At 42.6% G+C, this 21,521-nt stretch carries 14 protein-coding genes; 9 read left to right on the plus strand and 5 right to left on the minus strand.

The features are described 5' to 3' along the window. Window positions 1-2 precede the first annotated feature (2 nt). Complete coding sequence (locus tag G399_RS0102370; protein WP_006009314.1) at window positions 3-1,958, minus strand: BCCT family transporter; 1,956 nt, start codon at window positions 1,956-1,958, stop codon at window positions 3-5. Window positions 1,959-2,208: 250 nt separating this feature from the next. On the opposite strand from G399_RS0102370, the gene G399_RS0102375 reads away from it, so the two are divergent. The 7 genes from G399_RS0102375 (at window position 2,209) to G399_RS19995 (ending at window position 17,346) form a co-directional block, all read left to right on the plus strand. Continuing rightward, a complete protein-coding gene (locus tag G399_RS0102375; RefSeq protein ID WP_006009316.1) occupies window positions 2,209-4,863 on the plus strand; it encodes a TonB-dependent receptor in 2,655 nt (884 codons plus the stop codon). A 112-nt stretch (window positions 4,864-4,975) separates the two neighbouring features. Further along, complete coding sequence (locus tag G399_RS0102380) at window positions 4,976-6,967, plus strand: sulfotransferase (protein WP_006009318.1); 1,992 nt, start codon at window positions 4,976-4,978, stop codon at window positions 6,965-6,967. 443 nt (window positions 6,968-7,410) lie between these two features. After that, window positions 7,411-7,845: a hypothetical protein gene (locus tag G399_RS0102390; RefSeq protein WP_006009321.1), complete on the plus strand. Its 435-nt coding sequence runs from the start codon at window positions 7,411-7,413 to the stop codon at window positions 7,843-7,845. Between the two features lie 294 nt (window positions 7,846-8,139). Further along, a complete protein-coding gene (locus G399_RS0102395) occupies window positions 8,140-9,552 on the plus strand; it encodes a TolC family protein (protein ID WP_006009325.1) in 1,413 nt (470 codons plus the stop codon). Between the two features lie 35 nt (window positions 9,553-9,587). Beyond that, complete coding sequence (locus tag G399_RS0102400) at window positions 9,588-11,219, plus strand: copper-binding protein (RefSeq protein WP_081697509.1); 1,632 nt, start codon at window positions 9,588-9,590, stop codon at window positions 11,217-11,219. Next, on the plus strand, window positions 11,216-14,359 hold the full coding sequence (locus G399_RS0102405; RefSeq protein WP_006009327.1) for an efflux RND transporter permease subunit: 3,144 nt from the start codon (window positions 11,216-11,218) through the stop codon (window positions 14,357-14,359). Before G399_RS0102400 ends, G399_RS0102405 begins: the two co-directional genes overlap by 4 nt. 773 nt (window positions 14,360-15,132) lie before the next feature. Continuing rightward, entirely contained in the window at window positions 15,133-17,346 is a 2,214-nt protein-coding gene (locus G399_RS19995) for a di-heme oxidoredictase family protein (RefSeq protein WP_006009333.1), read from the plus strand. Window positions 17,347-17,452: 106 nt separating this feature from the next. Here G399_RS19995 and cysQ read toward each other — a convergent pair whose 3' ends face one another. Together cysQ and nudE are read right to left on the minus strand one after the other, a co-directional pair. Continuing rightward, window positions 17,453-18,271: a 3'(2'),5'-bisphosphate nucleotidase CysQ gene (cysQ, locus tag G399_RS0102420; protein WP_006009335.1), complete on the minus strand. Its 819-nt coding sequence runs from the start codon at window positions 18,269-18,271 to the stop codon at window positions 17,453-17,455. Then, entirely contained in the window at window positions 18,272-18,838 is a 567-nt protein-coding gene (nudE, locus tag G399_RS0102425) for an ADP compounds hydrolase NudE (RefSeq protein WP_006009338.1), read from the minus strand. A 68-nt stretch (window positions 18,839-18,906) separates the two neighbouring features. On the opposite strand from nudE, the gene yrfG reads away from it, so the two are divergent. Together yrfG and yjjX are read left to right on the plus strand one after the other, a co-directional pair. After that, window positions 18,907-19,572 carry a GMP/IMP nucleotidase gene (gene yrfG, locus G399_RS0102430; protein ID WP_006009339.1) on the plus strand — a complete coding sequence of 222 codons (666 nt, stop codon included), beginning with the start codon at window positions 18,907-18,909 and terminating at the stop codon, window positions 19,570-19,572. A gap of 55 nt (window positions 19,573-19,627) precedes the next feature. Then, entirely contained in the window at window positions 19,628-20,152 is a 525-nt protein-coding gene (yjjX, locus tag G399_RS0102435) for an inosine/xanthosine triphosphatase (RefSeq protein ID WP_006009341.1), read from the plus strand. A 75-nt stretch (window positions 20,153-20,227) separates the two neighbouring features. Here yjjX and G399_RS0102440 read toward each other — a convergent pair whose 3' ends face one another. Next, window positions 20,228-20,995: a type II secretion system protein N gene (locus G399_RS0102440; RefSeq protein WP_006009343.1), complete on the minus strand. Its 768-nt coding sequence runs from the start codon at window positions 20,993-20,995 to the stop codon at window positions 20,228-20,230. Beyond that, window positions 20,996-21,472 (minus strand): type II secretion system protein GspM, encoded by a 477-nt coding sequence (gene gspM / locus G399_RS0102445; RefSeq protein ID WP_006009345.1) that lies wholly within the window; start codon window positions 21,470-21,472, stop codon window positions 20,996-20,998. Window positions 21,473-21,521 lie beyond the last annotated feature (49 nt).

Consider the following 21,521-nt stretch of genomic DNA (forward strand, 5'->3'; position numbering starts at 1 on the left):
CCTTATCGCATCAGATGCAGAAAATACAAGTGTTTGTGATATTGGTCAACAACATCATTGATTAAAGCTGTTTTTGACCATCCCATGACACAATAATCTTGTCCGCCTTCACCAAGGTGGACTTCTGCACGGTAATAAACTTCATTTTGAGAAGTATTGTTATCATTGGCAAAGTCAGGCTGCGCATGCAATTTAGGAAGGATCGCATAACTAAAGCCTTGGTCTTCACCTTGTTTTACAGAAATAGTGATCCCAGCTTCGGTTTGTTCTACTTCCGCTTCTATATCTAATTCTTTTAATTCTTTCTTCACGGCTAAAAAAGAGCTCGACCCAGTTTCATTAATAAATTGCGTTACGCGTTTTTTGCTGGGAAAATCAACGATACTTTTTAGACGTTCACGCCAATTCTCTTCATTGCTGTTACCTTGCAAAATAATCGGGGTGTACTGCTGGCTATCTTGTTTAAAAGCCTCGACCCTTAACGCTTTTATTAAACCAAACATCGCAATTAACAGCACCACCGCAAAGGGTAAAGCACTGGCAATAGTCATGGTTTGCAATGCGCTAATGCCATCAGCCAGAAGCAATACAGCGGCGATAACACCCACACCAGCAGTCCAATATACACGCTGCCATAAGGGCGTATTATTGTTACCATGACTGCATAGCATATCTATTACCATTGCACCCGAGTCACATGATGTGACGAAAAATACCACTATCATTAATACTGCAATCCCAGATAAAAAGCTCGACCATGGAAATTGTTCCAAGAATAAAAATAACGCAACCGGTGTGTTATCAGTTGCTAAGGCTCCCAGCATCTCATTGCCTTGATTAAGTACTAGGTCTATCGCACTATTACCGAATATGTTCATCCAAATAAGGGTAAATACGGTGGGAACAATCAAGACACCAAGAATGAATTCTCGAATGGTACGTCCACGCGAAATACGAGCAATAAAAATACCCACAAATGGAGCCCAAGCCAACCACCAACCCCAATAAAATATGGTCCAACCACCGATCCATTCGGTTTTTTGATAAGCGAATAAGTTAAAAGTATTAAGCACCAGATCCGACAAATAAGCCCCGGTATTTTGCATTAGTGCTTTGAACAAAAATACGGTTGGTCCTAAGATTAAGATAAGTGCTAATAAGCCAACTGCGAGTATCATGTTGAATTCGGACAGTATCTTTATGCCTCTGTCTAAACCACTCGCCACTGAGATAATCGCAATACAAGTGATACCGATAATTAAACCGACTTGTGCAATGGTGGTAGTAGGAAACTCAAATAAATAGTTCAGTCCCGCGCTTATCTGCAAAACGCCAAGGCCTAAGGATGTCGCGACGCCGAATAATGTGCCAGTTACCGCGAAGATATCGACTAAGTCGCCCCGCCAACCATAAATTTTATCACCAATTAACGGGTACAAAGCTGAGCGCAATGTCAGTGGTAGGTCATGCCGGAAACTAAAATAAGCCAAGGTTAAAGCAACAATCGCGTAAATTGCCCAAGCATGCAAACCCCAATGGAAAAACGTGGTTTTCATTGCTTCTTTCGCTGCGGCAACTGTGCCTGGATCTGCTGTGGGTGGGACTAAGAAGTGCATTAACGGCTCTGCAACGCCATAAAACATTAAACCAATACCCATGCCCGCTGCAAATAACATGGATAACCAACTAACGTATGAGTAGTCGGGCGTTGCATGATCCGGTCCGAGTTTCACATCACTGAATCTCGAAAAACCTAAATACAGGGTAAAAACGAGAATGACGGCAACTGTAAATACATAAAACCAACTAAAATTTTCGACAATAGAACTTTGCAATGAAGCAAAAAAACTGGCTGATGCTTGCGGAAAGATGAGTGTAAACAAAAGTAAGCTGATGACTAAAAGGGAAGCAGGGTAAAACACCGCACTATTTAGTTTGCCTGGTTCATCTTTATTCACTTACTACCCCTTAATTATTTAGAGCTTCAATCATATTACATTGCATTGAATTAAACACGATTATTCTATTGTAAATGTGAGATTAGTTTCACCCTAGAAGTGATAAAGTCAACAAAAGATCGCGTGTAGGCCTAAAAATATTCAAATTAGTGTGTTATATTGCAGGCTAATAGATACACTCCTAATATTTAGTATACTAATTATTATATAAAATATTACTAGTTAAACGTTATTTAAACAGGTGAAACCATTGAAAATTAACAAGCTTAGTTATGCCATTGTCACAGCCCTAGGTACTTCATCGTTCGCTATGGCGCAGCAAGCCACTGACGAAACTGAAACCGGCCGTGTTATTGAAACAATTCAAGTGACAGCTACTAAACGTACTGAATCAATTCAGGCAATTCCAGTAACCGTCAGTGCCTTGAGCGGCGAAGCGTTAGAAAATTTAGGGGTCGATAATTTTCAAGATTACGTCGAGTTTTTACCTAACGTTGTATTCCAAGGCACAGGCCCTGGCCAAAATGAAATATATATTCGTGGTGCTGCGACATCGCAAACCAATATAGCCGTATCTACGGTGCAGGCCCTGCAGCCGTCGGTTGCCTTTTACTTAGACGAGCAACCAGTGTCGATGCAAGGTCGAAACCTTGATATTTATGCTGCTGACGTTGCACGAGTTGAAGTTTTACCTGGTCCTCAAGGGACTTTGTTTGGTGCAAGTTCGCAGTCCGGTACGGTCCGCATGATAACCAACAAGCCTAATTTTAGTGGCTTCGCTGGTGGCGTCGATTTAGGCTCAAGTTTCACAAAAGACGGTGAAATGAGCAACTCTGTTGAAGCCTTTTTAAACTTCACCCCAGCTGACGATTTAGCTGTTCGTGTTACTGTATATAACGATAACCAAGGTGGTTGGATAGATAATATTCGTAACGATCCGGAGCAAGGTGGTTTTGGTGGAAGCGCCGTCGTTATTAACAGAATTTCAGGTGGTGTACTGACTGATCCTGACAACATAGAAGTAATTGCACCCAATAATGATAACCTAGTTGAAGAAGATGCTAACGACGCAAGTTATGCCGGTTTTAGACTCGGTGTTGCTTACGAAGTGAACGATGACTGGGATTTGTTAGTTCAGCATACTCAGCAGCAGTTAGATACTGAAGGCGTATTTGCATACGATCCTAACCTTGAAGGCACCCAGTCGGTCAATCGCTTTCAAGCAGACAAAAACTCAGATGTATTTGGTTTAACTACATGGACGCTTAGCGGACGTTTAGACGAACTTGACATAGTTTACACAGGTGGCTTATTGAATCGCGATATCGCGTCTACTGTAGATTATACTGGCTATACGAATGGTGGCTTATTTGCCGCATATTATGTGTGCAACCATTACACAGCGGCCACACCTGCTGATGTAAAATGCCTAGATCCAAGCAAATTCTATAAAGAAGAAACAGATACGTCGCGCGTAACCCATGAACTTAGACTCAACACTGATGCTAGCAGAGATTGGCGCATTACCGCTGGTATTTTCTACGATTCACAGGAATTGAGCACAGTGGGTAAATTTAAAATACCCAATACCGAGCTTTTTCCTGATCTAGCCAGAAAGACCGTTGGCCAAGAAGGCATTAACAGCGATGGCGGCCCGTTTGAATCAGAAGTTGGTTTCGTTAATGATGTAACCCACGGTATCGACCAAATTGCGGTTTTCGGCCAAGCAGAATATGACCTATCCGATACGCTAACGGTAAGCTTAGGTGCTCGTTGGTATGAAATCGAGGATAGCTACAAGGGTTCCACGACTACGGTAGACGTTACCCGTAGACTCAGAGCGTTTGGCACATTGGACCCTGCTGAACTGATTGAAGTGGGTGAAGACCCAGCGGCGATTGACGCAGCTATAGCGAGCGGACAGTTAGATGTGTCGTTACTAGATGACGACGGCGCACTTACTGTTGATGATGTCATTTATAAGGCATCTGTCGATTGGAAAGCAAGTAGTGATATGCTGTTTTTTGCTACTTATAGTGAAGGTTTCAGACCGCCGGTAACTAACCGAGTTGGTGGTGGCTTAGCGACCAATCAACAGGGCGCGTTTGATGGTTTCAGAATTCCCGTTTATTCAACCACAGATACGCTTACAAACTACGAGTTCGGTATGAAAGCGGACTTCTTTGACGGTATTTTCCGTGTTAACGCAACGGCTTTCTTTTCTGAGATTACTGACTTACAAACGTCTCGATTTGACCCGACCAATATTAGTTTCTTAGTATTTACCGATAACGTTGGTGATGCTGAAATCCAAGGTATTGACGGTGATATTACGTGGCTTGCTACTGATAACTTAATTTTAGATGCGTCTTTCAGTCTGTTAAACACAGAGCTTACTCGCGTTAATTCTGAGTTAGATGGTATTGCGCCGCCAGTGGGCAGTGAGTTACCTTATTCAGCTTCGTTCTCTGGTAATATCAGAGCGCGTTATTTCTATGAAATGGACAATGGTTTAACCGGTTTTGTGAATGGTTCACTTGTTTACACAGGTGACCGTTTAGCCAGTATGACAATGGATGCTTACGTACTTGAAGATACAACAAGACTTGTGTACGGCACAGGTAGTGGACTAAGTATTGAAAATGAAGCCAGCGTATTTGAAGGTGTTGGCTACAGAGACACTAACGGAGAGCTCTTCGCAGGTGGACGCTACATTCAAGATAGTTACGTACTCGCTAACGTTGCCTTTGGTATTACTAATGATGAATGGAAAGCGGAGATATACATTGATAACTTGTTTGATGAACGCGCTATCCTGCATATAGACAATCAGCAGTTCACACCGAAGGTTGTGAGTAACAGACCACGTACTATTGGCTTCAGATTATCATACGACTTTTTCTAAGTAACATGATATAACTTGTCATTGTAGTATGTTTAAGCCCCTTTTTAAGGGGCTTTTTTGTGTTAGATTACGCGAACGAATAAAATAATTTTAGGCAACTATTTGGGACACTATGTCAGACACTATGTCAGTACAAACACTATCTCCTAAGAATGAACTCAAACGCATTCAGCAATTGCTTCAACAAAGTAAATTCGTCGATGCTGAACAAAGCGCTATTGCATTATTGAGGCACAAGATTGATGTTGAAGCACAAACACAGTGCTGGTATTTATTGGCTGTATGTAGACGACTTCAAGGTCAACATGAGACTGCCATTGACGCGGCTCAGCAGTTACTCAAAATCAACACCGAGCACGCTAGGGCGCATCAAGAGTTAGGCTATAACTACCGTACTTTACAAAAAGGTAAGTTAGCTAGTATTCATTTTTATAAGGCGACTAAGCTAAACCCAGCATTATTATCTGCATGGCAGGCCCTACTGCCGATTTATCAACAAGCGGATCAGCAAGAAGCGCTTGTGTTATGTACAAACCAAATTACCCATTTGAGTGGATTACCCAAGTCCTTACTATCCGCAACTGACCTGTTGTATGAAGGCAACATAGTCGAGGCTGATGCATTATGCCGTCGTTACCTGCAAGAAAATAAACATTCCCTAAATGGCTTGATGTTGTTAGCAGAAATCGCAGTGTCTTCAAAAGCGATATCTGAGGCCGAATTTATATTAGAAACTTGCATACAGTTATCGCCAACTAATTTGGAGGCCCACTATCAATTATTTAAAATTTATAGCAAATTAGGCAAGTTTGCTAAAGCACTCTCTTTGGGAGACATCCTAGTTCAACAAGACTCTAACAACATTTTCTATCGGGTAGCGAAAGCGACGGCATTAGTGGGTGTGGGAGGCATTCAAAAAGCCATAGATATTTATCTACAGATCGTTAATGACAATAAAGCAGAATCGAATGTGTATTTGTTACTAGGTCATGCATATAAAACCCAAGGCAACATTGAACAGTCGGTAATAGCTTATCAGCAGGCTTATAAACTCGAGCGTCACTGCGGTGATGCATATTGGAGTTTAGCCAATACAAAAACTTACCAGTTTAACGCCGAAGAAATACAACATATGCTGGCTGGAACGGAAAGCAGTGATGTTAGCTTAAAAGACAAAGTGCATTTACATTTTGCTTTAGGTAAAGCTTATGAAGATGAGAAGCAATATGCGCCTTCTTTTTTACACTACGATTTGGGCAATAAATTACAGAGTACAACATTAACTTACTCTAGTGATAACCACGCGCAGTTTGTACAATCACAAATTAGCGCATTCACACCTGAACTAGTTACAAAATTCGCAAAAGTAGGTCATCCGGACCCGTCCCCCATATTTATTGTCGGAATGCCGAGGGCAGGTTCTACACTTCTTGAACAAATACTGGCCTCTCACTCTGAAGTAGATGGCACTATGGAGCTGCACGAGATTTTAGGCTTAGCCAGTAACTTGAGTAAAAAGCAAGGTAGTAAACCGGTTTATCCACACAATATAGACAGTATTCCCGAACCTTATTTTGCTCAACTAGGCCAAAAATTCATTCAGGACACCCAAGTATATAGACAAAATGGTGCGTACTTTATTGACAAAATGCCAAATAATTATATGCATATAGGTTTAATCAAACTTATTTTGCCGAATGCAAAAATCGTTGATGCCAGGCGTGAGCCTATGGCATGTTGTTTTAGTGGATTTAAGCAATTGTTTGGCGAAGGCCAAGAATTTAGCTATTCGTTAAGTGATCTTGCGCAATATTATAAAAATTACGTCAAACTAATGGACCACTGGCAACACGTATTCCCGAATCAAATTTTACAGGTTAACCATGAAGATGTAGTGAATGATACTGAAACACAAATAAGGCGTCTGCTCGATTTTTGTGACCTCCCTTTTGAGCTAGCTTGCATCGACTTTCACAAAAATAAACGAGCAGTAAAAACGCCGAGTGCTCAGCAAGTCCGCCAGCCCATTTATAAAACAGGGCTTGAGCAGTGGACTCACTTTGAACCCTACTTAGGAGACTTGGCTGATCCATTCACTGCCTGACTCATTTATTGATGGACTTATTTATTGATGGACTTATTTATTTTATTGATTAAAAGTAGCGCTAAAACTCAAGGGCACCGCTTTAGAAATACTTTTCAACATCGCCACTTGTTGCAACGCGGCCACGCCTTCATCAAGACTAAATGTAGTTGTGCTAATAATCTTAGACTTATTTGGAGTGCACAATATAACAAGCAATATAGTTTGTTTCATGTCGTCATTTAGTTTTTATGTAAACATGTATTAGCAAATGAACTTTTGCGAATGTATGTTTGTTATTAATTATTAGCTTGGTCAAATCTAATGTTTTTTTACTATTGTTGAAATTAATACTATACTCGCTTCCCGACTCTGTGGTTTATGCCATAGCAATTAATTCAATGAGCGCAATAATACGAAAGCGTAATGTGCGTTTATACTAATATTAGGGTGGTTTGAACAGCGTGTTTAATCGCTTCATCAGTATCACAATGGTCATCCTTTTGCTCGTCGCGCAGGCAGGAGAGTCTTTTGCTGTCTCTTCAATGGCTTGTTTCAGTCACGAGCGTAAAATGATGATGAGTGAAAGCATGATGCATAGCGACGAGCATGTTGTTGTCGGGACCATGAATGCTGAACAGAGCCACATAATGGCCATTAATGATGGCATGTTGGGCCCGACATCAGTAAATAAAGAAATGACCGAACATGAATGTTGCCAGCAAGACTGCGATTGTCCTGCGGGCATGCTTTCGCTTGCCGTGCTTATTGAGATTAATATTCAAGTCATTTCGCATTTAACCGACGAGCAAAAAATTGACAGCGAACGTCGTCTAGTCCATGCCTTTATCCCAAGTCAGAAACGCCCCCCAAAATTGCCTTTATCTTTCGCAGCCTAGATCTGTCTGGCAATTTCAAAGAGACTATCTCGCCATTTCTTGATGTTTTGAAACTACCTGTTCGATCCTAATTACAGTGTTGATTGAATACTGTAGTAAGTGAAAACTACATTGGTTCCATTTCACTCTTAGTAGAGTTTTAGTGTCGACTTCCAATTCTTTGAAGTTATGCGTTAAGTTATTGCCGACAGACTCGTCAGGTGTCGCATTGATTTACCTAAATCGACAGTATCTAGGCATAGGCCATAATTAGGCATAAGCCAAAAGTTAGTCTTAGTCCAAAAAGAGTCAACCATGAAATTTTCCAAAGTAGATCATTTACGTGCGCTGCGAGTGGCATCGGTTAGCGTAATATTATTTAATAGCGCAATGCTGAGTTTTAGTGTCAGCGCGAATCAAAGCGACAATAAAAATAACCACAATCAGCCCCCACTGAGTCTGACACAAGCGGTATCCATAGCGATTGAAAATGACCCTTGGCTCGCCCGCAGTGAGTTACGTCAAAAGGCCATGATGGATACCAGTGAAGCTGTTGATTCATTGCCTAATCCTATCGTTTCTATTGGCTTAGCTAACTTGCCCACCGATGGTTTGGTTTTTGACCAAGAACCCATGACGCAATTGAAAGCGGGTGTGATGCAACAATTTCCGCGCGGCAACAGTCTTGATATTCAGGTTAAGCAACTGCAAGAACTTGCCCTACAACATCCGTTATTACGACAAGACCGAATGGCTAAAACCAAGGTAATAGTGTCGTCACTTTGGCTCGAGATTTACAGAGCCCAGCAAACAGTAGCTTTAATAGAAAACGATAGAGCGTTGTTTCAGCAATTAGCCGAAATAATACAAGTCAGCTACTCATCTGCAGTGGGTAAACTGCGTCAACAAGATATTGTGCGTGCACAGCTTGAACTTACGCGCCTTGACGACAGGCTAAATACATTGATGTCGCAAAAAGAACAAGCGAGCGGGCAACTGCTTGAATGGTTGAGTAATGGTCACGATTGGCAGTTATCTTCGGCTGACTTCACGCAATATAAACGCGTGTCCGCTAAACTGCCTATGATTGCTAGATTAGATCCGTTTGCGCTAACCTTATTAGCCGCCAACGATAGGCAAGGCCTCGCGCAATTGCTAGGCGCTCACCCTGCTGTTCTCGCCATTGAGCAACGTATTGATGCCGGTAAAACCGCTGTCGAATTGGCCAAACAATCCTACAAGTCGCAATGGGGTGTAAATGCAAGCTATGCCTACAGGGCTGACGATCAATTAGGTCGAAGCCGGGCTGATTTCTTTTCGATTGGGGTGTCATTTGATTTGCCTTTGCTGACGCAAAGTTCACAAGATAAAAAAGTGTCAGCGGCAGTGAGAGAAGCTGAAGCTATTAAAACTGACAAACTACTTGCACTTAGAGGACTACTTTCACAATTACAATCAACCTGGTCTGGTTACCAACGGATGCGTAAACGCCAACTCATATTTGACGATAATATTTTAGTGCAGATAAGAGAGCAAGCAGAAGCCTCCCTGACGGCATATACCAATGACGACGGCGATTTTTCTGACGTTGTGCGAGCTCGTATTGATGATTTAAACGTGCGAATTGACGTGCTTAATATTCAAGTTGATCTATTAAAGGCACAAGTTGAGCTGAATTATTTTTTTGCAACAGCCGTTTTTGCAACAGCAGTTAAGGTAGGGCAATAAGCATGAACAAAACACATAAAACTCAACGTCGGTCCTTGTCAACTCTTACCTTACTTGGAATAGGTTTGGCGGTTGGTGTCGCTTTAACCGTCGCTATCGCCACGTTTGTGCTGGAGCCAAACAGTCTGTCCTCAGACCGCCTTCAAAACACACCTAACGAACCCATGTATTGGGTGGCGCCGATGGATCCAAATTTTAAACGGGACAAGCCTGGCTTATCGCCGATGGGTATGGACTTGGTGCCGGTATATGAAAATACCGCTAGTGGTGATGAGCAAGCTAGCCCGGGAACGATTAAGATTAACCCAAATGTGGTGAATAATTTGGGTGTAAGAACCGCTAAAGTACAACGCAAGTTATTGAATTTAACAATACAAACATTGGGTTACGTGCAGTATAACGAAGACACACTGGTGCATGTTCAACCCCGTGTTGAGGGTTGGATAGAAGTACTGAATGTTAAAGCTGCTGGTGAATATGTAAAAAAAGGAGAGCCATTATATGCGCTATATTCACCTGAATTAGTGAATGCACAGGATGAGTTTTTACTGGCAGTAAGGCGCGCTAACAAAAACTTAATGGCAGCTGCAAAATCTCGTTTAAAAGCACTACAGATGCCTGAGGCTGCTATTCAAAAATTAATTGCGTCTGAAAAAGTGCAGCAAACGGTTGTATTTCCTGCCCCGCAAACTGGTTTTATTGACAACCTCAATATCCGTGAAGGTTCATACGTCAAGCCGGGTATGACACTTATGTCCATTGGTGCTTTGGATGAAGTTTGGGTTGATGCAGAGGTTTTTGAACGTCAGTCAAACTTAGTGAAGCTAGGATTGCCAGTACTGATGACAATGGAATATCTACCCGGTAAAACATGGCGAGGAAAAGTAGATTATATCTATCCTACTTTGGATGCAAGCACCCGCACACTCCGTGTTAGGTTGCGATTTAACAATGAGGACTATTTCTTAAAGCCCAATATGTTTGCTCAAGTAAGTATTTTTACGAGTTTGCCTCCAATGAATGGCGGTGCTGCCGAGCAACCCAACATCGTTGTACCGTCAGAAGCCGTGATCCGCACCGGGTCGCAAAATCGAGTTGTACTAGCCTTAGGCGATGGTAAGTTCAAGTCGGTGGAGGTGCTGATAGGAAATGTTGTTGAGGTTAATGCAAGCTTACCTGCATCTGCGCCTGGCATAACAATGCACGAACCATTACCAACAGGCAGTTACACTGAAATTTTGTCCGGCTTAATGGAGGATGATTTAGTCGTAACCTCAGCTCAATTTTTATTGGACTCTGAAAGTAGTATTAGCTCTGATTTTATCCGTATTGGTGGCGACGCGGATCTGTCTGCTCAAACGGACAGGCATGTTGAGAATGATCATACGTACGGGATAATTGATATGAGTGATATGCAGAGCCAAGGTGTGGACGACATGAGCGCCGCTGTATGGGTTCAAGCCACTGTTGATGATGTCATGCCAGAGGACAGGATGGTGCGACTAACGCATGAAGATATCGATGCTTGGGAAATGCCCGGTATGAGCATGATTTTTATGGTCGCTGAGGAGGTCGATTTCACTAAATTAGAAGCGGGCAAGACGATGCAGGTATCACTCAAAAAACCGGTATCAGGAATGTTCGAAGTCGTCGGTATTAAAGCATGATTGCGGCTATTATTAGATGGTCGGTATATAACCGATTCTTCGTACTATTGTGCACTTTTATTATCGTCGGTGGTGGTTTAGTCACGCTTAAAAACACACCGATTGACGCCATTCCAGATTTGTCTGACGTGCAAGTCATTATTAAAACTAGCTATCCGGGTCAGGCACCACAAGTAGTCGAGGATCAAGTAACTTATCCGCTAACTACGGCCATGTTGTCGGTGCCGGGTGCGAAAACAGTGAGAGGTTTTTCGTTCTTTGGTGATTCATTTGTGTATGTCATTTTTGATGATGATACCGATTTATATTGGGCAAGAAGCCGTGTTCTTGAATATCTGTCACAAGTCACGCCGAGTTTGCCGGACAACGCCAAACCTCAATTAGGGCCAGACGCAACAGGCGTGGGTTGGGTATATATTTATGCGTTGACCGATACCACGGGGCAGCACGACATCAGTGAGCTGCGAAGTTTGCAGGATTGGTTTCTAAAATACGAGTTACAAACCGTTCCTGGTGTCTCTGAAGTCGCCTCCGCTGGCGGCATGGTTAAACAATATCAGGTAACAGTTGACCCTGAAAAACTGCGCGCATATGGCATTCCGTTGTCGCATGTACAAATAGCAATTCAACGCGGTAACCAAGAGATAGGCGCTTCAGTAATTGAAATGGCCGAAGCGGAATACATGGTGCGAGTAACCGGTTATATTCAAAACCAACAGGACATTGAAAATATTCCATTAGGTGCTAGCACTAACGGCAAAGGTGCTACTTTGTTAATTAAGGATGTTGCCAACGTGGTTGTTGGTCCACAAATGCGTCGTGGCGTTACTGAACTGAATGGCGAAGGTGAAGCCGTTGGTGGCATTGTAGTGATGCGCTTTGGCGAAAACGCTCAGCAAACCATTAATGCCGTGAAGATAAAACTCGACGAATTGAAAAAGGGCTTACCCGAAGGGGTTGAAATAATTCCGGTGTATGATCGCTCCGCATTAATAGAGCGCGCAGTGGATAACTTAAGTAGTAAGCTGGTCGAAGAATTCATTGTAGTAGCGCTTGTATGTATTGCGTTCTTATTTCATGTTCGCTCATCGATGGTTGCCATCATTAGTTTGCCCGTCGGTATTTTTATTGCCTTTATCATTATGTATTTTCAAGGTATCAATGCCAACATTATGTCCTTAGGTGGCATTGCTATTGCAATCGGTGCGATGATTGATGGTGCTATTGTAATGATAGAAAATATGCACAAGCACATCGAAAAGACACCCCTTACGAATGAAAATAGATGGCAAATAGTCATTAATTCTGCCACTGAAGTTGGGCCTGCATTGTTTTCAAGTTTGCTCATTATCACGGTTAGTTTTTTACCCGTGTTTACGCTCGAAGCCCAAGAAGGACGGATGTTTGCGCCCCTTGCTTATACTAAAACTTATGCTATGGCCGCGGCTGCGGTACTCGCCATTACCTTAGTGCCGGTATTAATGGGCTACTTTATTCGCGGCAAGATACTTCCAGAGCATAAAAACCCAGTTAATCGGTTTTTATCCTGGATCTATTTACCCGCGCTTAAAACAGTGATGAGTAACCCTAAAGCTACGTTGTTCGCAGCCTTACTTTTGCTGCTTGTGGGTTTTTGGCCTGTTAACAAAATTGGCAGCGAGTTCATTCCGCCTCTGGATGAAGGCGACTTAATGTATATGCCGACCACGTATGCAGGTATATCTGTTGGCAAAGCGAGACAAATTCTACAACAAACGAATAAGCTTATTTACAGTGTTCCAGAAGTTGAGACCGTCTTTGGAAAAGTCGGGCGCGCCGAAACAGCAACCGATCCAGCACCGCTAACTATGATTGAAAGTTTTATTCAATTAAAGCCCAAAGAGCAATGGCGTGAAGGACTAACCACGGGATCTCTGATTGATGAATTTAATAGTTTGCTAACTATTCCTGGCTTAACTAACGCTTGGGTAATGCCGATTAAAACCCGTATCGATATGTTGGCGACGGGTATTAAGACCCCTGTTGGTATTAAAATAGGTGGACGAGATCTGAATGAAATTCAAAAAATTGGCCAACAGCTTGAAAAAATACTAAGTGAAGTTGAAGGCACCGCATCAGTTTACTCAGAGCGCGTTGCCGGTGGGCGTTATATCAAAGTTGATATTCAACGTGAAAAAGCCGCACGCTACGGTTTAAATATTGCCGACGTACAATCAGTCGTAGCCAGTGCTGTCGGTGGCATGAATGTGACCCAAAGCGTAGAGGGATTAGAAAGATACCCCGTAAATATCCGTTATCCACAATCCTACCGTGCTTCTCCTGAAACGTTGGCTATACTACCGATTGTTACGCCGCAAGGAAAACGTATTGCGCTTGCTGATGTTGCCAATATATTTATTGAAGACGGTCCGCCGGGCATTAAAAGTGAAAATGCACGACCCAACGGTTGGGTTTTTATCGACATTGAGAATATTGATTTAGGTAGTTATGTTGCCGCTGCTCAAATTGCGGTGAATGAGCAACTTGATTTACCTGCGGGATATTCAATAGCATGGTCAGGACAATATGAGTACATGCTTAGAGCCCAAGAAAAATTGTCATATGTGTTGCCGCTGACTTTAATGATCATTATTGTTTTATTGTATTTAAACTTCAAAAATATTGCTGAAGTTGCCATGATTATGGGTACGCTGCCTTTAGCAATGATTGGTAGTATTTGGTTGATATATTTGGAAGGCTTTAATTTCTCGGTTGCTGTTGGTGTCGGCTTTATTGCTTTAGCGGGGGTGGCCGTTGAAATAGGCGTTATTATGTTGGTTTATTTAAACCAGTCTTTCAATAGCATGCTTAAAGATTGCAGTGAAAAAGGTATACAACCCACCCGAGATAGCTTGTTTAGCGCCGTATTGCATGGCGCTGCAATGCGAGTGCGACCGGTGATGATGACTGCAGCGACCATTATCATAGGCCTAATGCCGATACTTTATGGTGTCGGCACAGGCTCAGAGGTGATGAGTAGAATTGCAGCACCAATGGTCGGCGGAATGGTTAGTGTACTGCTGCTAACCTTGCTAATTTTACCCGTGATCTATTTAATGTATAAGCGAGCGCAATTGAGGAAGCAGTTTAGTGAGTTTTAAATGGTAGCTGTGATGCGTCAATATCACCGATAGCTAATCTTGTTTGTTGGGCTGCAGTTTTTGCTTTGGTCATTTAGCGGTCTGTACATGGTACTTGTTCGTAGTCTTAATAAACCGACAAAGCAAACATTAAGAGCCAGCGCAAATAGCTCTATTCTTCATTGCTTTAGTTGCTAAGAACTTGATCACCGGAGGAGCGAGATTTTCTTTTTTGGTACATCCTCGTATTGGTGTATCCAAAAAATCGCCGTTCCGGTAAGTTTCGCGCTTATTCTGTTAATCGCCATTTTAAACCTAGTACTTGTGCTCGTTATCAGCGTTTTCACTGCCTATGTCTGCAAATTAGTATTAGGTAAGTGGTCTAGATATTTCGTGGGAGCATAGTTAATCGGTAGATATTACATTACGATAATCGTTAATAACGTCATCTATTTTTCGCCGGTATTCATTAAAAAGTTCCAAAGATGACCAATCTTTTGACCCGCTTACGTGGCGAATAATAATCTTTGCTCACAATCGAGCCTAAGCTTGCATCAAATACAATGCGATTGCTTTTTATCATTATTCAATAAGCAAAATGTCTGTAACAATTAATTCAGTGTCAATAAAGTGGTTGTATTCATATAGTAGTGAGTATCTCCGCGTTTATCTCCCTCCTAACCCTAAAGAAAACCCTTCCATCGTATTTCCTACTCGATAATTAACATTTATGTTACATTTTTGTTTCATTTTTATGCGACGCCATCGGCACCACTTTTATTCTCAGGATATTCATGAAATCTACCCTATTATTAAGCGCTACTGTTATTTTTTGTTTATCCTCTTGTGGCGGCAACTCCGGTAGCGCAACACCGGTGGCGATCCCTGAACCGCTTCCGATCGTTCAAGATGGAGATAATGATGGCGTTGTCGATTCCACTGACGCCTGTTTAAATTCGCCTGCGGGAGATGTTGTCGATTCAACCGGTTGCACTGTTCCTGAAGATGGCAGCGCGCAAAGCGTAGTTGCGTTGTTTGATGAAAATACTGTCCTAGAGCCGCTGAGCCGTTTTGTTCGAGATGACGGCGTATTGGTAACAAGAATTGGTGACCGCGGCAGGGATCGTCACGCTAAAGATATTACAATTCAAGACCACTACGACCATTACCTAGCTCACTATTGGCAGTTTAGAACGGCTCGAATTCAGCTTGAAGATTATGTTCCAAGCGGTCAAAGCTTGATTAGAGCGACCTTTATTACTGAAGCGAAATTAGGTGCCAGAGAATTTCGAGTCTGGTTCTGGGGTCGCAATACGACAGGCCAATTCCACTTCAACCCACAAAAAGAGGAAGAAAAGGTAAGTCAAAATGAAACCGGCGTTGTGTTTGTTGGTAAAGGAACTTGGAACGATAACTTTGAAAAAATTAGTGATGAGGGAACGCAACACAAGTATACACTCGATATTGTTAACAAGTGGGCAACTGGAGGTCAAGTACAGACAGCACTTGCAACGGGTACTAACATGGAATTTGAAGTCAGCCAATTCTTACTTAATCCGCCTGCTGGTGCGCGTTTAAATTATTATGGCACCTCATTTGTCTATGTTGTTGGGCAACTTGGTGTGGTTCCTTTTGAATGGCAACGGGATATTGAAAACCAGGGTGGCTCAAATGATGGAACCCCAATTCCATCTCAGGGCCTATTGGGAGGAAATACAACTCTTGGTTTTAATTATAGCGAAGAGCCCGCAGGCAGATTTATGCAAATGGCGACCAACTTAAGTTCCCACAATGCACAGGCTTTTGTCGAAGGTCGACGTGTCCACCATACTAATTTTGACGACGGCACGCATGACGAGCGAAGCGACAACCCAGTATGGACAGAACAAATTGGTAAAATAGGAAATCATTATATCAACCATTCTTGCGCGGGGTGCCATGTTAGAAATGGTAAAGCATTGGTTGAAGATGTGGGCGGCAGCTTAGATAAGTGGGTATTCAAAGTAGGTGATGAAAATGGTGATCCAGACAGTTTAATAGGACGAGTATTACAACCGAAAATAGAGTCAAACGGAACTCCCGAAGGAAACGTAACACTCGGTGAATGGACTGAACATGCAAACGGATTACGCTCACCTAACTATGTTTTTTCTGGGCGTACTCCAGCTCAGTTTTCCGCACGAATAGCCCCGCAACTGGTTGGATTAGGTTTACTTGAAGCGGTACCAGAAGAACAAATACTAAGTTGGGTAGATAGCAACGATAACAACAACGATGGAATTTCGGGACGAGCTTCAATAGTCCAGGATCCAACAACGGGGGTTCAACGCCTCGGTCGTTTTGGTTACAAAGCAGGTACTTTTAGCGTAAAACATCAAAGTGCTAGTGCATTTAATACCGATATCGGCGTAATGACCTCGATGCAGCCTAATCCTGATTGTGGCAGTGAGCAGCAAGACTGTGGAAGTGCTGATATTGAGCTATCAAACCAAGAGCTAGACAAACTGGTTAAGTACCTAAGTCTACTCGGTGTTGGTGCTCGCCGCGACTATGATGTTAGCAGTGGCGAGACATTATTTGAAAATGCAGGTTGTGCAAACTGCCATCGGCCGTCAATGACGACGAGCGCTTTTCATCCTTTGGCAGAGCTTCGAAATCAAACTATTCAACCCTATACTGACCTACTCTTGCACGATATGGGAGAAGGGCTGGCAGATACCTTGGCTGAAGGATCTGCTTCTGGTGCAGAGTGGCGTACGGCTGCACTTTGGGGCTTGGGCCATGCAAAAAGTGTTATGTTAGGTGACGCAAAAGGAAACGATGAAGTTTCGTTAGCGGGTCGAAGTGATGATGATACTCGCATTGGTTATTTGCATGATGGCAGAGCTCGTACTATCGATGAAGCTATCTTGTGGCATGGTGGGGAAGGCGAAGCATCCAAACAAGCATACGCGGCAATGACAACTGAAAATCAGCTTGCATTGTTGGCATTCCTAGAAAGTTTGTAGCTGGTAAATATAGATATAAGCACGGCACCAAGTCATCCAAGAAAACCGGTATTGTCGTGCTTTGCTAATTACCCAATTACTTATAAGCTAACTACTTATAAGCTAACTACTTATAACGAATAATGCCTTTCCAATTAACACGCTGGTCGCCAAGGACAACGAAGTCTGGATTTTCGACTGAGTCGCGTTGATTGTAACTGAGTTCATCAAATGTAGCGGCGACAATTCTTCCGCCCGCCTCGTTAATAATGCATTGAGATGCGCCTGTATCCCACTCACCAGTAACACCTAAGCGCATGAAAACATCGGCTTTGCCTTCGGCAATAAAGCAGGCTTTTAAGGAACAACTGCCAGCAGGTAGAGTCTGATAAACGCGTTTTTGCGACATTCTCTCAAACACTTTTTCGCGCGATTGTCGGCGACTAATAGCGATCATGATCACGTCTTCGCTGGGCACCTTAAACTCCCTAACGTTAATCTTTTTAGTTTCGATATTGCAGCGTTTATAGGCACCGTGGTCTCTGCTTGCAAAATACAAAGTTTCGCCGGCAGGCCAATAAATAACTCCAATTACCGGCTTGTTATGTTCAATAAGCGCAATATTTACTGCAAAATCGCCTGAACGGGCGATAAACTCTTGCGTACCGTCAATGGGATCAACAAGCCAATATCGAGTCCATTTTACGCGTTCGGCTAGAGGCAGTTGAGGGGTCTCCTCGGACATCACCGGAATATCTGGCGTTTGTTCTTTCAATATTTTCATAATGATGTCGTTAGCGCGATAATCGGCACTCGTTACTGGCGACTCGTCTTCTTTTTCATATTCTTCAAAAACGCCTTTGTCGTAAATATCCAGTACTTCTTGACCCGCAATACAGGCTGCTTCTTTGGCAATTTCTAGTAATTCTGCAATAGAATGATGCACTTAACTATTTTCCTTCATCCACTTTTGTAATAACAACAATGCGGCTATGCATCTGGCTTCAACAAAGTCGTCTCTTGCGAGTAATTCATCAGCTTTTGATACCGGCCACTCGATAACATCGAGAGGCTCAGGTTCATCGCCTTCTAATGATTGCGGTGTCAGGTTTTCAGCAATTAAAATATGCATCTTCGCATCAAAAAATGTCGGCGCCATGTGCACTGTGTGCAAGGCATGTAATTTGCTGGCCTTGTAACCGACTTCTTCTTGTAACTCTCGATTAGCTGCTTGCTCTGGGGTTTCGCCTGGGTCAATTAAGCCTTTAGGAAAACCAAGTTGATAGGAATGCGTACCGCAGGCATACTCACGAATGAGTAGCATGGTATCAGCATCTTTTAATGGCACAATCATTACCGCGCCGCGCCCACCGCCGACCATTCTCTCAAACTCGCGTGTTGCGCCATTACTAAATTCAAGGTCAAGCCTTTCTACTTTGAAAAACTTAGATTTAGCAACTATTTCGGTCTTATGAATTGTAGGTAACTCTTTTTTATTATCTATTTTACTCACTCCGAATTCACGATAAACTATGGGTTCGTTAACATCTCATATCGCTACATTATCACAAGGAAATTCGCTTGGCACTCTTACCTTGGCATAACATAGAAACTGTTTTACTCGATATGGATGGAACACTGCTCGATTTGCATTTTGATAACCAATTTTGGCTTGAACATATTCCGTTAAAGCTGGCTCTTAAACACGGTAAAAGTTTACAACAATGCAGGCAAGAAATGCGCGATTCCTGTGCCAAAGTACAAGGTCAAATACAGTGGTACTGCCTCGACTATTGGACCGAGCAATTGGATTTGGATATCGTTGAGGCGAAGCGTGAAATAGCTGATTTAATTAGCCTTCGTCCCGATACACTGCCGTTTTTAGATGCATTAAGAGCAAACAAGAAAAAAGTGGTATTGGTGACGAATGCACACCCCGGAAGTTTGTCGTTAAAAGTAGAAAAAACACAATTGGATGAGCATATCGATGAGCTTATTTCGACGCATCAGTTTGGTGTGACTAAGGAGTCTCAATTATTATGGCAGAAACTTCAAGCACATCTAAAGTTTGATCCTGCAAAAACCTTATTTGTAGACGACAGCCAAGTGATACTAGATGCAGCAAAAGAGTACGGTATTGGATACACCCTAGGGATTACCAACCCGGATAGCAAAATGCCAGAAAACGAGTTACATGGGCATGTAACGACTAACGACTATTTGCGTTTGTTGGACGATATTATATAAGGTACAGCAACAGTCATTTATCTAGCCCTGCAAATTTAGGAAGTAATAAAGCATTATGAAAATTATCATTGCGTCTAAAAATCCGGTTAAAATTGAAGCGGTTCGAAAGAGTTTTTGTATGGCCTATGCTAATGATGAAATTGAAATCATTACCGTTGATGCGCCTTCCTTAGTCAGTGACCAACCGATGAGTACTCAAGAAACTCGGGATGGCGCTGTTAATCGAGTGACGTATTGCCAACAACGCTATGAGGCAGATTACTACGTGAGTTATGAAGGTGGTGTGGATATTTTAGATGATATCCCTAGTACCTATGCTGTGGTCTGTATTGCCAATGCAAAAAAGCGGCAGACTGGCAGAACGGCATCACTGCCATTGCCTGATCAAATATATCAAAAGCTTAAAATGGGCGAAGAGCTGGGCCCAGCAATGGACAATATGTTCAATACGGTAAACATTAAGCAAAAAGGCGGTGCCATTGGCCAACTAACCAATGGACTAGAGACGCGAGAAAGTATCTATGTGAGCGCGACATTATTGACTTTAAGTGCGTTCTTTTACCCTGAACTGTTTGTTTAATGACTCCAAACGGCTGCATTAATAAAGGCAGGATCGTTGACTATCGTTCGCTAATATTGAGCATAATGAAGCCCTCTATAAGTCGATTTTACGAAATCCTTGATTATCCGCTGCTCCGAAAAAGTTAGCTGCTTGATGGACTTCTCTTGGCATATCATCTGAGGGCTTAAACCGCCCGTTAATTTTGTATTTTCCAGAAACAGACAATAATACCGTGGCATCAAGGTTTAGTTTGTTCTGTGGCATCACTTGTATTGCAAATTGGTCGCCTTCACAAGCAAGATTTGCATCGAAATTGCCGAAATCAATCACGCCCGTAGGACCACTAACCGTGCCTTTTAACCAACTTCCTTTGCCAGTTAAGTTGACGCATGCATTGTCGAACTCAAATTCTTTTATATCAACTCTAAAACGACCATCGGCTGTCACGGGAACGGGTAGTCGTACTTGTGCCATTACGCTGCGTGCAGGTAAAAATACTTTTAAGTCGTGTGCGCTTACATTTTTTGGATTAAACAGCGACGCACTAATATTGCCCCTCACATACGCTTGCTCGCTTTCTCTAATTTTGCCGCCTTTAAGGTCAATATTTGCTTGACCAAGGAATAAAAACCAAGGCGATAACTCCCAGGTTACGTTATTCATAACAATACCTTGAGTAATAATCTGGTCTACTTTACCGGTCCACAATGTGCCTTCAACCTTACCTAACGCGACAGGTAATGAAGGATTATTAGTTTGCACGTAGTTAACTATGTGAATGGCAGGGATATAAGCAATGAGTAAAATTACATAAGTAAAAATAGCTAATAAGACCCACTTCCAAGGCTTCATTTCGATCATTTAACGACTTCCTAATTGTAGGCGACGAACTTGCACGTAGCCGGCATTGTTTGTTTCGGTTATGTCGGATTGAATGACAACAACGCCGCGGCGCTCAATTAAATCGAGCCAGGTGACGAGGTCGGAAAATAACACGTCATCAATACTAATTTGCAGGTTGTCACCGACCGGTTGCATGCGCGCTACCTGTATGTTGCTCGTGCGAGTGGTTTGATTAACTAGTTGTGTAAGTGAACCTGTAAAGCTTGCACCAGAAGCTGACTGTCTTAATTTGGCGGCTCTAACAGCCTGTTCATCTACCCAAGCAGCAAACGCGGTTTGACTTTCAAGCAAGCCTTTTTGCTGTGCCAACGTGTTGTTTAGTGGCGCCCATATTGCGAAATAGAAAATCACGAAGACGGAAATTATGCCAGCCAAGCTGACCATTTTTTGTTCGCGCTCTGAGAGCGCATAAAACCATCCAAAATATTTTTTCATGTTTTTACCTTAGTGGCATACAGTAGTAGCATACCTTAATCGCTTGCCT

Origin of the sequence: Brumicola pallidula DSM 14239 = ACAM 615 (assembly GCF_000428905.1) — a bacterium.
GTDB classification, from domain to species: Bacteria; Pseudomonadota; Gammaproteobacteria; order Enterobacterales; family Alteromonadaceae; genus Glaciecola; species Glaciecola pallidula.

Coding starts and splice junctions, on each gene's coding strand:
- G399_RS19995 (WP_006009333.1), top strand. CDS start 15,133: ATGAAATCTACCCTATTATTAAGCGCTACTGTTATTTTTTGTTTATCC.
- yjjX (WP_006009341.1), top strand. CDS start 19,628: ATGAAAATTATCATTGCGTCTAAAAATCCGGTTAAAATTGAAGCGGTT.
- G399_RS0102405 (WP_006009327.1), top strand. CDS start 11,216: ATGATTGCGGCTATTATTAGATGGTCGGTATATAACCGATTCTTCGTA.
- gspM (WP_006009345.1), bottom strand. CDS start 21,472: ATGAAAAAATATTTTGGATGGTTTTATGCGCTCTCAGAGCGCGAACAA.
- G399_RS0102440 (WP_006009343.1), bottom strand. CDS start 20,995: ATGATCGAAATGAAGCCTTGGAAGTGGGTCTTATTAGCTATTTTTACT.
- G399_RS0102380 (WP_006009318.1), top strand. CDS start 4,976: ATGTCAGACACTATGTCAGTACAAACACTATCTCCTAAGAATGAACTC.
- G399_RS0102395 (WP_006009325.1), top strand. CDS start 8,140: ATGAAATTTTCCAAAGTAGATCATTTACGTGCGCTGCGAGTGGCATCG.